The sequence below is a fragment of the Streptococcus intestinihominis genome (genome assembly GCF_046824975.1).
Classification (GTDB): domain Bacteria; phylum Bacillota; class Bacilli; order Lactobacillales; family Streptococcaceae; genus Streptococcus.
Window position 1 is genome coordinate 1 of sequence record NZ_JBKQBL010000002.1, and the last position, 13,838, is coordinate 13,838.

Annotated in this window: 17 protein-coding genes; 12 read left to right on the forward strand and 5 right to left on the reverse strand. The window is 36.2% G+C overall.

The window, feature by feature from the left end; genetic code table 11:
• The 8 genes from ACLOR3_RS03260 to ACLOR3_RS03295 all read left to right on the forward strand — a co-directional run.
• The coding region (locus ACLOR3_RS03260; RefSeq protein ID WP_412036998.1) for an ATP-binding cassette domain-containing protein at nt 1-628 on the forward strand (628 nt) is incomplete at its 5' end.
• Between the two features lie 219 nt (nt 629-847).
• Nucleotides 848-1,600, forward strand: a complete 753-nt coding sequence (locus tag ACLOR3_RS03265; RefSeq protein WP_150905908.1) for a CPBP family intramembrane glutamic endopeptidase — start codon at nt 848-850, stop codon at nt 1,598-1,600.
• Nucleotides 1,601-1,688: 88 nt separating this feature from the next.
• A complete protein-coding gene (locus ACLOR3_RS03270; protein WP_150905910.1) occupies nt 1,689-2,180 on the forward strand; it encodes a phosphoribosylanthranilate isomerase in 492 nt (163 codons plus the stop codon).
• A 629-nt stretch (nt 2,181-2,809) separates the two neighbouring features.
• Nucleotides 2,810-3,238, forward strand: a complete 429-nt coding sequence (gene aac(6'), locus ACLOR3_RS03275) for an aminoglycoside 6'-N-acetyltransferase (protein WP_411400411.1) — start codon at nt 2,810-2,812, stop codon at nt 3,236-3,238.
• Nucleotides 3,239-3,285: 47 nt separating this feature from the next.
• A complete protein-coding gene (locus ACLOR3_RS03280; protein ID WP_411400409.1) occupies nt 3,286-3,894 on the forward strand; it encodes a Type 1 glutamine amidotransferase-like domain-containing protein in 609 nt (202 codons plus the stop codon).
• A gap of 106 nt (nt 3,895-4,000) precedes the next feature.
• The gene (locus tag ACLOR3_RS03285; RefSeq protein WP_411400408.1) at nt 4,001-4,879 is read left to right on the forward strand and encodes an aminoglycoside phosphotransferase family protein; all 879 of its coding nucleotides are present in this window, start codon (nt 4,001-4,003) and stop codon (nt 4,877-4,879) included.
• A 131-nt stretch (nt 4,880-5,010) separates the two neighbouring features.
• Nucleotides 5,011-5,796, forward strand: a complete 786-nt coding sequence (locus ACLOR3_RS03290) for an alpha/beta fold hydrolase (RefSeq protein ID WP_411400407.1) — start codon at nt 5,011-5,013, stop codon at nt 5,794-5,796.
• Between the two features lie 21 nt (nt 5,797-5,817).
• Nucleotides 5,818-6,672: an ADP-ribosylglycohydrolase family protein gene (locus ACLOR3_RS03295; RefSeq protein WP_411400406.1), complete on the forward strand. Its 855-nt coding sequence runs from the start codon at nt 5,818-5,820 to the stop codon at nt 6,670-6,672.
• A gap of 104 nt (nt 6,673-6,776) precedes the next feature.
• On the opposite strand, the gene ACLOR3_RS03300 is transcribed toward ACLOR3_RS03295, so the two are convergent.
• Genes ACLOR3_RS03300 through ACLOR3_RS03310 form a run of 3 tightly spaced genes read right to left on the reverse strand, consistent with a single transcriptional unit; the run spans nt 6,777 to nt 9,105 of the window.
• Complete coding sequence (locus ACLOR3_RS03300; protein WP_411400404.1) at nt 6,777-7,493, reverse strand: ABC transporter permease; 717 nt, start codon at nt 7,491-7,493, stop codon at nt 6,777-6,779.
• A complete protein-coding gene (locus tag ACLOR3_RS03305; RefSeq protein ID WP_368387414.1) occupies nt 7,490-8,305 on the reverse strand; it encodes an ABC transporter ATP-binding protein in 816 nt (271 codons plus the stop codon). The genes ACLOR3_RS03300 and ACLOR3_RS03305 overlap by 4 nt, the downstream gene beginning before the upstream one ends.
• Nucleotides 8,302-9,105 (reverse strand): MerR family transcriptional regulator, encoded by an 804-nt coding sequence (locus tag ACLOR3_RS03310; protein ID WP_368387413.1) that lies wholly within the window; start codon nt 9,103-9,105, stop codon nt 8,302-8,304. Before ACLOR3_RS03310 ends, ACLOR3_RS03305 begins: the two co-directional genes overlap by 4 nt.
• 356 nt (nt 9,106-9,461) lie before the next feature.
• Between ACLOR3_RS03310 and ACLOR3_RS03315 the strand changes: the two genes are divergently transcribed.
• The 3 genes from ACLOR3_RS03315 (at nt 9,462) to ACLOR3_RS03325 (ending at nt 11,247) form a co-directional block, all read left to right on the forward strand.
• Nucleotides 9,462-10,025, forward strand: a complete 564-nt coding sequence (locus tag ACLOR3_RS03315) for a hypothetical protein (RefSeq protein WP_411400403.1) — start codon at nt 9,462-9,464, stop codon at nt 10,023-10,025.
• 172 nt (nt 10,026-10,197) lie between these two features.
• Complete coding sequence (locus ACLOR3_RS03320) at nt 10,198-10,392, forward strand: hypothetical protein (RefSeq protein ID WP_368387411.1); 195 nt, start codon at nt 10,198-10,200, stop codon at nt 10,390-10,392.
• 48 nt (nt 10,393-10,440) lie between these two features.
• Nucleotides 10,441-11,247 (forward strand): hypothetical protein, encoded by an 807-nt coding sequence (locus tag ACLOR3_RS03325; RefSeq protein ID WP_287515743.1) that lies wholly within the window; start codon nt 10,441-10,443, stop codon nt 11,245-11,247.
• Between the two features lie 30 nt (nt 11,248-11,277).
• Here ACLOR3_RS03325 and ACLOR3_RS03330 read toward each other — a convergent pair whose 3' ends face one another.
• Together ACLOR3_RS03330 and ACLOR3_RS03335 are read right to left on the reverse strand one after the other, a co-directional pair.
• Nucleotides 11,278-12,297: a hypothetical protein gene (locus ACLOR3_RS03330; protein WP_411400402.1), complete on the reverse strand. Its 1,020-nt coding sequence runs from the start codon at nt 12,295-12,297 to the stop codon at nt 11,278-11,280.
• 600 nt (nt 12,298-12,897) lie between these two features.
• Nucleotides 12,898-13,488, reverse strand: coding sequence for a hypothetical protein (locus ACLOR3_RS03335; protein ID WP_411400401.1), 591 nt, complete (start codon nt 13,486-13,488; stop codon nt 12,898-12,900).
• 169 nt (nt 13,489-13,657) lie between these two features.
• Between ACLOR3_RS03335 and ACLOR3_RS03340 the strand changes: the two genes are divergently transcribed.
• On the forward strand, nt 13,658-13,838 hold a 181-nt coding region (locus tag ACLOR3_RS03340), incomplete at its 3' end, for an alpha amylase N-terminal ig-like domain-containing protein (protein ID WP_412036999.1).

Sequence of the window (13,838 nt, forward strand, 5' to 3'; positions counted from 1 at the left end):
AATTGCAATTGTAGGAATGTCAGGGAGTGGAAAATCAACTTTGCTCAATCTATTGCTGCGTTTTTATGATGTAACAAGTGGACATATTTCAATTGATAATCAAGATATACAAGCTATTTCAGCAGAGAGTCTTTATAACTTGATGACGATTGTTCAGCAAGAAATTTATATCTTTGATGATACTTTAAGAGCAAATATTACTCTTAATCAATCCTTCACTGATGAGGAAATAAAGAAAGCTGTACAGCAGTCAGGTTTAGAAAGTTATGTTTTAGAAAATGAATTAGGTCTACAAGCTTTATGTGGAGAGAATGGATCAAATTTATCTGGCGGACAAAAACAAAGAGTTAGTATTGCGCGCGCCTTGATTCGAAAAACACCAATCTTATTATTGGATGAGGCTACTTCATCTTTGGATAATCAAGTAACTACTGAAATTGAAAGTTCAATCTTGGATATTCAAAATTTGACTGCACTTGTAGTAACCCACAAGTTGAATGAGAACATTTTGAAAAGATACGATAGAATTCTCTTTATGAAAGATGGCGTTATTGTTGAAGATGGTTCTTTCAGTGATTTGATGGATAGGAGAGGTGAGTTTTATAAGTTGTTTGAGTTGAGTGTGTAATTCTCTTTCGTTCTATAATATAGAAGTTTACTAGCACCACATGTTGAGTGTGTAGGTCTGCTGGTAAAAGTGTAAAAACCTTGTAACGAAAGGGATACTGTAAAGCCTTGATTGTAAGGCTTTTTTTGCATTTTTGTGATAGAATATAGGTAGTTATAATCGAGAGTAACTAAGAAGCAGAAAATATTACATTTAAAATAATCAAGATATGGAGATGAAATGACAGAAATTGATAAAAGGAATTTAAAAAATTATCTTTATATTACATTTGGAATTACTTATATAACATGGGGGCTTCTCGCCATAATTACGCAATCTCATATTTTGGGATTAGAAACGATTATAGGGAGATCATTACATATAGTAGGTGCACTTGGACCAGCTATTGCAAGTGTCTTTTATTTGAAAAGGAATAATATAAAATTTCAACATTTTGTATTTAGTAAGAAAGAAAATAGTAGTATTTATTTCATTATTCATTTGTTAGCAATTTTGATACTATTTTCTTTATCTTCCTTAGAATTAAACGGAGTATCAATTTACCTGATGCCACTATTCTATATCCAATTAATCTTTTTTGGTGGTGGTCACGAAGAATTAGGATGGAGAGGCATACTACAACCCTTACTTGATAAAAAATATACTTATTGGAAATCTAATTTGATTGTAGGATTAATTTGGGGGATATGGCATCTGCCTTTATGGTTTATTGTTGGAGAAAGTCATCAAGGATTTCCTTTTATTTTATTTTTTATATATACGTTATTTTTAAGTTTTGTTTTAGGGCTTCTTTACCGTCAAACACAATCTGTGGGGTATTGTATTTTATTTCATGCGTTCGCAAATTTGTTAAATCTCTATTTTGTGTTGAAGATTAATCTTACTTTTATTATCATTTTTATTGCTTATTTAATTTATACAATATTGGCGAGTAATAGAATTAGTAAGGAAAAGAATTTGTATCCAAAATAACTGGCTATACTCTAGAAAATGAAGGTGATTTTGTTCAAGGTTATATAGTAGAAATAACGAAAATCTATATGAAAGGTTTAGAGTAAATATGAGTCTCTTATTTGAAGAATTTAAAACCATTTGTTTCCATTTAAATCGAGTCGGAATTACACCGACACTGATGGGCTCTTTGGGATTTGAGTTTAGAACGAAAGAAAATTGGGGGCCGTCTGACATTGACATTCATGTGCCTGGTGACCCTAGAGGTTGGGAAGCACCTGATCATCTCAGAATTTATGAATGGGACAAGATAATGAAAGTGATGAAAGACTTAGGCTACGTCTTAATAGATATTCATGAGCATGAATTCCAAAAGGATAGAGTGAGTGTTGAATTTGGAAGTATCGATTCCTTACTTGATTTTGCAGGAGTTTCGGAATCGGATATAGAGCTTATTCACATTGAAGGCATCGCTTTTCGTCTTCCAAGTCTGGAGCAGTATCTAAGTATTTACAAAGCTTCTTCTCAAGACTCATATCGAAATGATCACAATAACAATAAGGATTTTAAAAAGATCGAGTGGCTGGAAAGACATTTGTAAATTATCATATAAGAAGTAGTAAGTTGTAAGACTGGCTGCTATGTTATTTTTATTATCATTTTTATTGCTTATTTAATTTATACAATATTGGCGAGTAATAGAATTAGTAAGGAAACAACATTTTAAAATTTAGATCAGGATATCCATTATTGAATGTAACGATTTGCTAATTAGATGATCTATGTTAGAGAATTATCTATTATAATTTAAAGTGGAGTGATGAATGTCGTTTCTTTTGGAACTGGTGAAAATCTTTCCGTTCCACAGTATCATTTTAAAATGATTTTCATTGTCTTTTGTTTATTAGTATAAAAGCAGAATATTACCACATGTTGAGGCAGTATCACTTCTTGTACGATCTGAGGCTTCAGCGAAATAGAAGTAGATGTTCTGCCCATGGGACAAGGTGAGACCGAAGGTCGAGAAGGTGCCCTGGGGTATAGGACTCGTAGAATGAGGGGGAAACCGACGAAATGATTCGGTAAGTCTGAACCGCTGAGTGTGTGACTCTACTCTTCCGATCTGAGACAGCGAAAAGTAGAAGGGTATGGTATTGGTATCAATCAATGAGTAACAAAGTAACAGCATGATTCGAAACATTTGCTTGTAATTTGCGGAGGAACATCAATATGGAAGGAATAACAAAAGATTCTATAAAAACGGCTGAACTAATGAAACAATTATGGCCCCAATTGACAGATAAAGAAGCTATTGATGAAGTAAAAAAATATACGAATGGCAAAAATACTGCAATCTTTACAGAAGTTAAAGGTGACACAATTGTAGGGTTAGCACTATGTTCACTCAGATTTGATTATGTTGAAGGTTGTAAATATAGTCCTGTTGGATTCTTAGAAGGAATTATTGTCGACGAGGAATATCGTTTAAAGGATATTGCTAAAAATCTCTGTGCAAAATGTGAGGAATGGGCGAAAAATAAAGGATGTAAGGAATTTGCAAGTGACTGTACTTTAACGAATACGGATTCTATAAGATTTCATCTCAATATTGGATTTCAGGAGGCAAATAGAATTATTCACTTTAAGAAGAAATTATAATTTCAGAACGTGGTCAAAATTTATGTATCTTTAGGAAGTGCGAAAGATTGGACGAACAAATTTTTTTGATGGGTGGAAATCCGCCGATAAAGAACCATACGATTGTTAATAAAATTGTGTCGTCAAGGAAGATCGAAAGAATTGTCATTTTTACAGTTTATCGAGAAAATTGGCAACCCTATATGAAAAAGTACACGGAAGTTTTCCAAAGCCATTTTTCTAACCTAAACACTGATTACTTACTTTTGGACACTGAGCAGATTGATTTTGATAGCTATTTAGATGCTGATCTAATCATCATCGGTGGTGGAAATACGGGAAAATATATAGCTACTTATGTCAATCTGCAGTTCAAAAATTATATCGATCGTATGCTAAATAAAGGGGCGAAAGTTATGGGATTTTCTGCAGGAGCCCTATTATTAGGAGAAAAAGTCTATGTTTCACCTAATGATAATTCAGATCATCAGATAAAGATTAAAAATGGGTTGGGACTTTTTAGTCAGTTTTTAATTAGTGTCCATTATGATTCATGGAATGATAAATCTAATAAGGATAGAGCTGAAGAACTTGTTGATGTTCCCATAATTCCACTAAATGATCATTCCTGTCTTGTATTAGATAAATATGGAAATATTATTGAGAAAATTGACTAGTTTTCATTATCTAAATCTTGATCTAGGTAACTAAAGTGTAGACGAACTGGATAGGTTACTAGTGAAAACTGCAAAAAGTGTTGTGAAATGAATCGGAGTGTGTTTGATGGATTTTAGTAGTAAGATAGCCATAAATAAAGGGTGGTCAGATGATAAAAAATATTGTGTGACAGATCAAAATCAGCAAAAATATTTCTTGCGTGTTTCTGATAAGGAGAAGTTAGATTCTAAAAAATTTGAATTTGATATGATGGAGAAAGTAGCTTCTCTTGGAGTTCCGATGTGTAAACCAATTAGCTTTGAACTCTGCGATGACGAAGTACATTCTTTACATGAATGGATAGATGGGAAAGATGCTCGAGAAACAATTTTAACTGTTTCAAAAGAACAACAATACATTTACGGACTAGAAGCAGGAAGAATCCTTCAAAAAATTCATTCACTCCCTGTCACAGAAGTTCGTGAAGATTGGGAGGTCTTTTATAATCGAAAAATTGATGACAAAATCTCCAAATACAAAGAATGTCCCGTTCAATATGAAAATGGTCAGATCTTTATTGATTTTTTAAATGCAAATCGAGAATTGTTAAAAGATAGACCTCAGGTTTTCCAACATGGAGATTATCACATCGGGAATTTCATGATTGGTGATGATGGCGAAATTTATGTCATTGATTTTGATCGCTTTGACGTCGGGGATCCTTGGGAGGAATTCAATCGTATTGTATGGTCTGCTCAAGTCTCTTCCTCTTTTGCGTCTGGTATGATAGATGGATATTTTGATCATAAGGTTCCGGATTTATTTTGGAAGCTTCTCGCTATCTATATTCTAAATAACATAGTTGGTGCTCTGTCATGGGCTGTACCTTACGGAGCTGAAGAAATATCAGTAATGCAACAACAAGCTAAGGAAATTTTAGAATGGTATGATGATATGAATCAAATCATTCCTAGTTGGTACTTGAACAAGAAGAAGACTGAATAATGTAAACGTTGGAATATCATTTTTGGAAAATATGACACGATTATTTGCCCAAATTTAAACACATCTGACTATCTTTAATATGGGTGATTTTAATCAATACAAGTTAAACTGGTATAGTAAGGAGTTTAAACATGAAATTCCATGAATTTGGTGATAGGAATTTGCCTCCTATCTTACTGATACATGGCGGTGGCAGTTCTTGGTGGAATTATCTTCGTCAAGCACGGATCTTATCAAAAGACTACCGTGTTATTCTACCCACTTTGAATGGCCACGGTGAAGAATATCAACTCGATTATGTTTCTACGGAAGATTCTGCTTTGGAGATCCTAGACTATGTCAAAGCAAACTGTGGTGGAAAGGTGTTTGCGATCGGTGGCGTTTCACTTGGTGGTCAAATTGCCATGGAGCTTTTGTCATTAGACAGCGAGATAGCTGAGAAAGCCATCATAGATGGAAGCCTCTGTATTCCTCAACCAAGGTTAGCTAAAATCAGCTTTTTTCTAGTAGCTCTATTTGGTAAATTGATATTCAGTAAATTCTCTTGCAAACTTCAATTAAGCATGATGGAAAAACTCTATCCTAAACTGGCTTATCCAGAGGAAATAAAAGCATATTATTTGGAGGACCTGCCAAGGACACCTATAAAAACATTGGTGACCATTTACAAAACCTATATGGCACGTTACAAGCTAAAGGACACAATTTCTGCTAGTAAGGCCCAGGTACTGTATATCTATGGTGAAAAAGAACTGAACTGTGTGAAAGCATCAGCGAAATTATTTCAGCAGCTACATCCCAACACGATCCTGTATGAAGCAAAAGGGTATAACCACGGCTATTTATCAGTCTATCTACCTCAAGAGTGGATTGGTTTGGTGGTACCATTTTTAAAGAGTGATCCATTGGAAATCTGATATGCTGTAAGGAGGAATCTTATGCTAGGAGCAATAGTAGGAGACATTGTAGGTTCTGTTTACGAATGGGGCAATATTAAAACAAAAGACTTTCCATTATTTCGTGAGGATTGTTTTTTCACGGACGATACGGTTATGACATGTGCTGTTGCTGAAGCCATCATGAACGGTGGTCAGAAGGATGACTTTATTGATGCCATGAAGAAATATGGCAGAATGTATCCCGATGCTGGTTACGGGGCTAGATTTAATACATGGATTCAAAGCAATGATTGCTCCCCTTATAATAGCTTTGGCAATGGCTCTGCCATGCGTGTTTCTCCTTGTGCTTGGGTCATGGATTGTAGTTTCTGTGCACGAACAGGTACTTGGCCATCTAGTAGAAATCTTGCGAGAATTTCTGCAGAGGTGACTCATAACCATCCAGAGGGTGTCAAGGGAGCTATGGCGACGTCTGATGCTATCTTTATGTGTCGCTATTACTTTGGAGGCTACTGTGGCGACTACGAGCAACCAATCAATGATCATCCTACAGAGTGTAAAAAACGCATCAGGGAATACATAGAGAAAGAGTATGACTACAATCTCTCTCAGTCTCTAGATGACATTCGTCCTACTTATCATTTCAATGAAACCTGTCAGGATACGGTACCTCAAGCCATCATTGCTTTTCTTGAAAGTACAGATTTTGAAGATGCGATTCGAAATGCCATCTCTCTTGGCGGGGACAGTGATACTCTTGCTGCCATCACAGGAAGTATCGCAGAGGCCGCATATGGTATTCCTGATTGGATTAAGGATAAGACCTATACCTATCTTGATGAACCTTTAAAAGATGTGCTTAGACGATGGGAGCAAGAAGTTTCAATAACATAACAGAGATTAGATAAAAACAACCAAAAACACTAAAGCGACGGGATAAGTAACAATCTCGTCGCTTTTGTTTAAAAGTTAATGTTGCCATGGATTTATTCAGGCACCTAGTTAGATTTTTGCTGATTCAAGAGGAGGATACAAGTCATTACTGAGATACAGGATACAAGAATCAGATACCAAAGATTTTCAAGATCAAAACCATGATCTAGCATCAAGCGGTATCCCCAAGAAGCGGGGAAAAGACGCCCGATTGCTTGAAGAAAATCAGGTAGTAAGATGCTAGGAAACATGATTCCTGAGAGCATAATTGAGGGTAAAAAGACAAGTTGCGCTATCATAGTAATCTTTGCTTGATTTTTTATAGTAAGGCCCAGTATACTTCCGATACTCAAAGATACGAAAATGTAGATGGCCAGTGCGAGAAAGAATAGGGAAAGTTGATTTGGTAGACTTGCTTTAAATAAAATTGGAGCAAGTAGTAGGATCACCATGCAAGTCATTATCAAATGAACAAAGGCAGAGAGAACCATGGTCACCAATCCTAAGTGAATAGGCACACCATTTGCTTTATAAATCTTTTTTATGTCGCTTCCGTATGTTTCAATCAAGGAAGGCGGTAAGCCGAGAAAGGCCCCCATGGAAACACTCATGACAATCATTGACTGTATGAGTGTGCTTTCCATATCAGGTATAACGGAAGTAAAAATACCACCCATGAGAAGAAAGAAAATAAGCGGTACAATATAGTAAGTAACCAGGAGAGACTTACTTCGTATGTCCAATTTCCACTGTAATGCTAGGCTATATAAAAAACCATTCATTCCGATCCCCTCCTTGCTATTTCGATGAAATGCTGCTCCAGTGTGCCACGATCCACCTTAATATCCAGTATTTGGATATGTTTCTGTTTGCATTCTTCCAATAATGAAATCAAAGTGTCCTCGATCGTATCTGTTTCAAAAGATTTCTCTCCGTCCTGGGTCTTTAAATGGATGAAATATTTTCTTCCCAACCTGTCTGTCAGTTCTGAAGGAGTACCACAAAAGACAATCTTTCCACTATTCAAAATAGCAATGCGGTCACATAAGGTTTCAACTTCGGCCATATCGTGGCTTGCCAAGATGATTGTCTTCCCCTGTGAGTTGAGCTTTCGGATTTGTTCATGGAGGGATAGTCTTCCTTCAACATCAAGTCCCGCTGTCGGTTCATCGAGAAAAATAATATCCGGATTACTGATAAGTGCAAGAGCAAGATGTAATCTTCTTTTTTGACCGGTGGATAATTCTATGTATTGCGACTCCTTCATTTCTTTTATGCCAAGGGCCTTTAGCATAGCATCATCAATGTATGTATGATTCCATTTTGCAAAGAGCTTTATGGCTTCCATCGGTTTGATGTGGATGGGTAGAGAGGAGGACTGTAGTTGAATTCCGGTTTTCCCGTTTACAATTATAGTGCCTTCATCATATTTTCTCAGACCTTCGATACATTCAAGCGTGGTTGTTTTACCAGCTCCGTTCACTCCGAGCAGAGCAAAGATTTCTCCTTGTTTGATTTGAAAATCGAGACCTCTAAGAACCATATTGCTACCATAACTTTTCTTTAATCCAGAAACCTCTATTGCGTCTTTCATGGTTCTACCTCCTCAAAGGGATTTGTTCCAAGCCTTGAAAAATAGACTTGTAAAGCAGGCCCTAAATAATCATTAACGATTTTTTGCTTTTCTTCCCAAGCGTTTGAGGCGGTATCGATATTCCCTATCTCCATCAACTTCGGAAGCATGCTCATATCACCATTTGTAAACTCCATAATCAAGCTCCAGTATTCTTGCACAACCTGTTGGCATTGTTCGCTTTCAGCTGGTACGTATTCTTTCTGAAGCTCCACGATTTGATCACTTAGGCGGTTCAACCTATCCATAAAATCTTGCCCGCTTTTCTTGTCAAATCGACTGCGTATCTGGTCGAGCGTATCATCATCAAAGCGCTTAATGAGAGAGTAGGAGTCATTCTTCATCTGTAGATTGACAATAATGTCTGCATATTTCTTAAAATTGACCGTCTGTATTTGTAAAACTTCTGCCTTTAACTGCTCTATTGCGACTAAAGAATCCTTAAGTTGTTCAATATTTTTACGAAGAATATCTGCTTGCTCTGTAAGAGCATTGGCAACATCATCAGGTGTTTTCAAAGAGATCAAACGCCCCTTTATATCCTTGAGAGAAAAGCCTAATGATTTTAATGATAGAATCTGATGGAGTAGCACTATATCTTTATCGGTATAAAGCCTGCGACCTCCCTCACTTTCTGCCGATGGGGAAAGTAGCCCCTCTTTATCGTAATATTGTAGAGTACGGATGGTAATGCCCATTTTCTTAGCAAGTTCCCCCACTGTCATAAATCCTTCCGGAATTGCTCTATATTTAGCCATCATTACCCACCTCCTCATACCTATTATACATCGTTACGTAAGGTCATGAACAAGGATTTTTAATAAAATTTAAACTGTAAATCTTTTAGCATTAATGAAGAATCTCATAAAAAATATAGACTTGATGAATTGGTGAGCTTGTTTTCTATTTCAAAAGGTTATTTGGTCCAATAATAAATATCTGATATGTGAGTGGAAACGTGTTATAATTGAGGATGAGACAAGAGGAGGTAAGCTGGTGAAATTTTTAGCAATCAATCCTATTTAGTAAAAATAATGCTTGAATCTCTATCCTCACGTGTTGAGTATATTAGTTTGCTAAAAAACTATCTTCTATCTAAATATTGAAAGGATTAATGATGTATCTATTAGAATTTTACCAAAACAATTATTCAAAAGATTTAGTCGTGTTTGATTCTTTAGAAGAGGGAAGAGCCTTTGTAGCGCAAATCCCGGGATATACTTTAGAAAAAGAAGATAGTTTTGATGTGGAGTATTTTAATCCAAAAAATCTACCGGATTATATGGAGATTGTCTTCAATGGAAATATTGTCCCTTTATCTAGATTTTCGTTTAATTCTGAGGAAAATGTGGAAATTATTTGGAAAGAAATTTCGAATCTATCCGTAAAAAACGATAAAGTGATCCAAGGCTATTCAAAAATCGATGCCTATGTCGTTAACAACGATGAAGTCAAAGCTTATATCGAAGCAAGAGAAGGAAACTTCTGCAAGGCAAAGGACTTCTTAGAGCGCAACGGATATGAAGTCGACAGAAGCTTTTTAGGAAGTGAAGACGGTGAAGCGATTCTCTACAGAAAAAGAGGCGCCGAAGATTGGCACTTCTTTTGTCACCTTGATCCTTTGTTTACAGAGATTGAAGATGTCGAAGAATATGTGAAAGAAGCGATGGAAGATATTTAATAGTCAAACAAAGTTCTTTGTGAGTGTATGCCACTGCTTGAGTAGACGGATTGAGCAGTAAAGAGAAACATCTAGCACTATCTAGCTTCTTAAGGAGAAATATCTATCATGAAAATGGAAATCAGGAAAACCTATCTTGTAAAATAAGATTATCGCATTAATTCCTCAAGATATGATTAAACGGATTCCATTTTTTGTTAGAAAACATGCCATTACACGTACTGTTAAGAGAGTATCGCTCGAGTATCCGGAGTTGTATGCAGTAGCTGAACAAGAAGGCCAACTTCCTGAAAAGGAAGTCCAAGAATTGCAACAAATTCTTACAGATATTTTCCAAGAGAAAATGAACAAGCATAAGATTAAATAAGCTTTGAGATTTATCAATAAGATGTCGATTGAACATTAGGAGTTGAGAATGGCTATTGATGGCGTTAAAATCATTGACAGTGATCAAGGTTACGACATTTACAATGAAGTAGTCGGTCGCTATAGAGACGGTGAACATGTAGCGAATATCGTCAAGGATATTCTCGATGCGGAAAAAGATTACTGTCAAACAGACTTTTTTACAGAAATTTATTGGACAGCTCTTGCTTATGCACTGTGGAAGATTGGTCACCTGACAGACGATATCAGAGATAAAACCTTGGAGCTTATCAAAAAAGGGGCTGATCCATTTTGGATGGAAATAGATCCAAAGGCTTTGAAGCAAAGGCAAAAAGTCTTGGAAAAACTTGCTATCCAGTTGCAAACTGAAAATCCTAGACCTCTAAAGGTTACTAAAGCCAAAACTAAACGTAAACCTTATTTTGAAGAAGGAGATATCCTTGCTGTTAAGTTCCAAGATGAGTATGGTCTTATCTTTGTATCTATGGTTGAGCAGAGTCCTAGAAAGCTTGAGTATCATTTGGCTTGCACACGCCTCTTACAAACAAAAAAGCCCTCCATCGATGATTTTTTGACCAGTCAAATCTCCTGTAAGATGGACAATACCAAGTTTGCTCTCGTTACAGACTGCTGGTTCAATCACAAAGATTTAGGGCAATTATTAGAAAATATTGAAAAAATTGGACAGGTGAAACTCAGACCTTTTAGTCTTTGGATGCTGGCACCTGCCCAAAATTTAGAAGATATTTATCAAGAAATCAATAGAGATAAAGGTTCCTCTGGCCTTCGATTCATCGAAACTTATAAACTTGTCGACGATATTTTTCCAGTTTAATGCTTATGTGATAAAGGGGGAAATGGTGAATCATTCCCACATGCTGTGCTGGGCTCTAACACCATAGCTATCTAGGGAACCATCTGAATTAAACTTAGCTTCAATCCGATACCTTTTCCAGAGGTCGTAATCTGCTGTTTGAATAGTCAGAATGAAGTTGGTATCCTTATCAGAGACATTATAATCAACAGGATTGACTTTAAAGATATCGATTAATTTTCGTGTTTGAAAGTCTTGGAGCTTGAGATTTGCTAGCTTGATATGATTGATGGAAATTTCTTCTAGTTGATTGCTATCCTTAGGTGTTCTGTAATAGGTGATGACACAATTTTTGAGCTGATCAGTATCTTTACCTGTGGGAGTGAGGCTCATAAAGCCAAAGGACTGATTATCCCGCTTGACTTCGAGAAGCTGACCGTAGTAGAAGTGGTCGTTTTTTGGATTGGTGATGGAGCTCTCCGCGCCTTTATCTCCAAAGGTATAGCCTTGGTCTAAAAGCTCGGAAGCCTTGGTCTCCCCGATAATGATAGTGGTATCTTGAATGGTTACTGGAACAGGTTGAGCTGGAAGGCCACTCATCATCATGCAAAACATAAAAACATAACTCGTTAAAAAAGCTGTCCCGATAAAAGCATTGGTTGATGCATAAACATGACTGTTATGAAAGTTTTTTCTTATAGCTAGTACAACAAATTTTCCAAGACTTTTTAAAACCATACTAACAAGTACGATGAAAAATTGTTTTTTCAAACATTCATAAATGGCTTGAGGAAAGCTATTAACATGATAGTAGAAACCAGCCAATACGAGTAGATTTACGATTAAATAGATCAGTAAGAACCAATGAATCTCTTTAAGGGCGTTAGCATCAGTGATTTCTTCATAGTCAACGTGAATTCTTCCTTGAACAGCATGACCAAGTTTATAAATCCATTTGGGAATGTCTTTGCCTTTTTTAACCGCAACTACAAGTCTAATATAGAGATAGATAGTAAAGGACAAGGATAGAAAGAAAAGAGCATAAAAACCCAAAACAATACTAGTGAACATTACTATCCCCCTATTTAACATTCAATAAAACAATTTCTTAGGTCCATTATAGCATTTTCTATAGAAATAGAGCTAAAAACATCAGTATATCCTACAAGATTCAAAGGAGAAAAATCATGGGAATGATTGCCAATTATCAGTATTTACCAGACGATGAATTAAAACAATTAAGCTACTTTCTAATGAGGAAGAAGACTTGTTAGATTTTGCCGAAGATTCCGCTGATAGTCATGATATCTTAATAGATATCGACAAATAGATACGCAACCAAGTCAAGCTCCTCAACCGAGTCAATCAGTAGAAGCTGCGCAACCAGTTCAGCCAGTCGAGCCTGCTGCACCAAGTCGTCAACTTGCTCCAGTAGTTTATGTGGTAAGAAATGGAAATGCGGATGTTTATTGGTATTCAAAGGATAATATGCCGAGAAACACTAATTTTGCGAATGTAATCGAAATGTCAGAAGAGCAAGCACTGAATCTTGGAAAGAGGCATACATCTAAAGAATAAAGCTAGGATTTAAGCATATAAAAAAGCCCTGTAGGGCTTTTTTGTGTGACGAGCTTTAATGAAAAGCAGAACTAATGAATAACTTTTTGCCAATTAATCTTCAACTTCATTGAAGAACTCAAGATCTGGTTTGACATCTACTACAGCATGTAAGAAGAGGATTAACTGTTCATATTTTACAGGTGTAACCATACCTAAATCGAACTCGAATTCTTTCTCTCCCTCTCTAGAAAGTAAGAAGAGATTCTTTGAACGTACCTTTCCGTTACGGACCCACTTGATTCGAACCCCGAGTGCCTGAATTTCATTGAGAAAGATAGGATTAACGAATCGTCCATATTGTGTATTGAAGATAGCTTCGCGGTAAAGGTAGAGTTGGTTCAGTTTATCGACAGCAGTCGCATTCTCTTTGAATAATTCCACGTTTTCTTCCAGTTCTGGATAGTGGTTGAAGATATCCTGGTATTTTTCTTGCACTTTTTTTGGTGCGACTCTGATTAAATGGCCAAATCCAAGAATCATGGCTAAGAAGATAATACCGAATACGATTGAAAAGACAATCCCAACTGTATCGTTTTTCTGAAGAGCTCTCGGTAGGTTGAATGAGATAAAAATCATCCCAATGATACCGAAAAACAACCACATACCATAAATGGTGTACAAGCCTTTAATTTCTTTCTGCATAGAAACTCCTTATATTTATAATAGGTCTATTTTAGCATAGATGGACGAATTTGTTCAATCTCATTTGACTTGCAAAGCATTTTCTAAAGTTGTATACTAGAACATGATTTTGTGTAATCGTTTGCATAAATTGATGAATGATGAGAAAGAAAAGTAGGAGACGAGACAGATGGAATTAACAGCGATTTATCATCGGCCTGAATCGGAGTATGCCTATCTTTATAAGGACGGCCAGCTCCACATTTGCATCCGAACCAAGAAAGAGGATATCAAACGGATTGTCTTGCACTATGGGGATCCTTTTATTTTTATAGAAGATCTATATGAGGCAACCAAGAAAATGGAAAAGG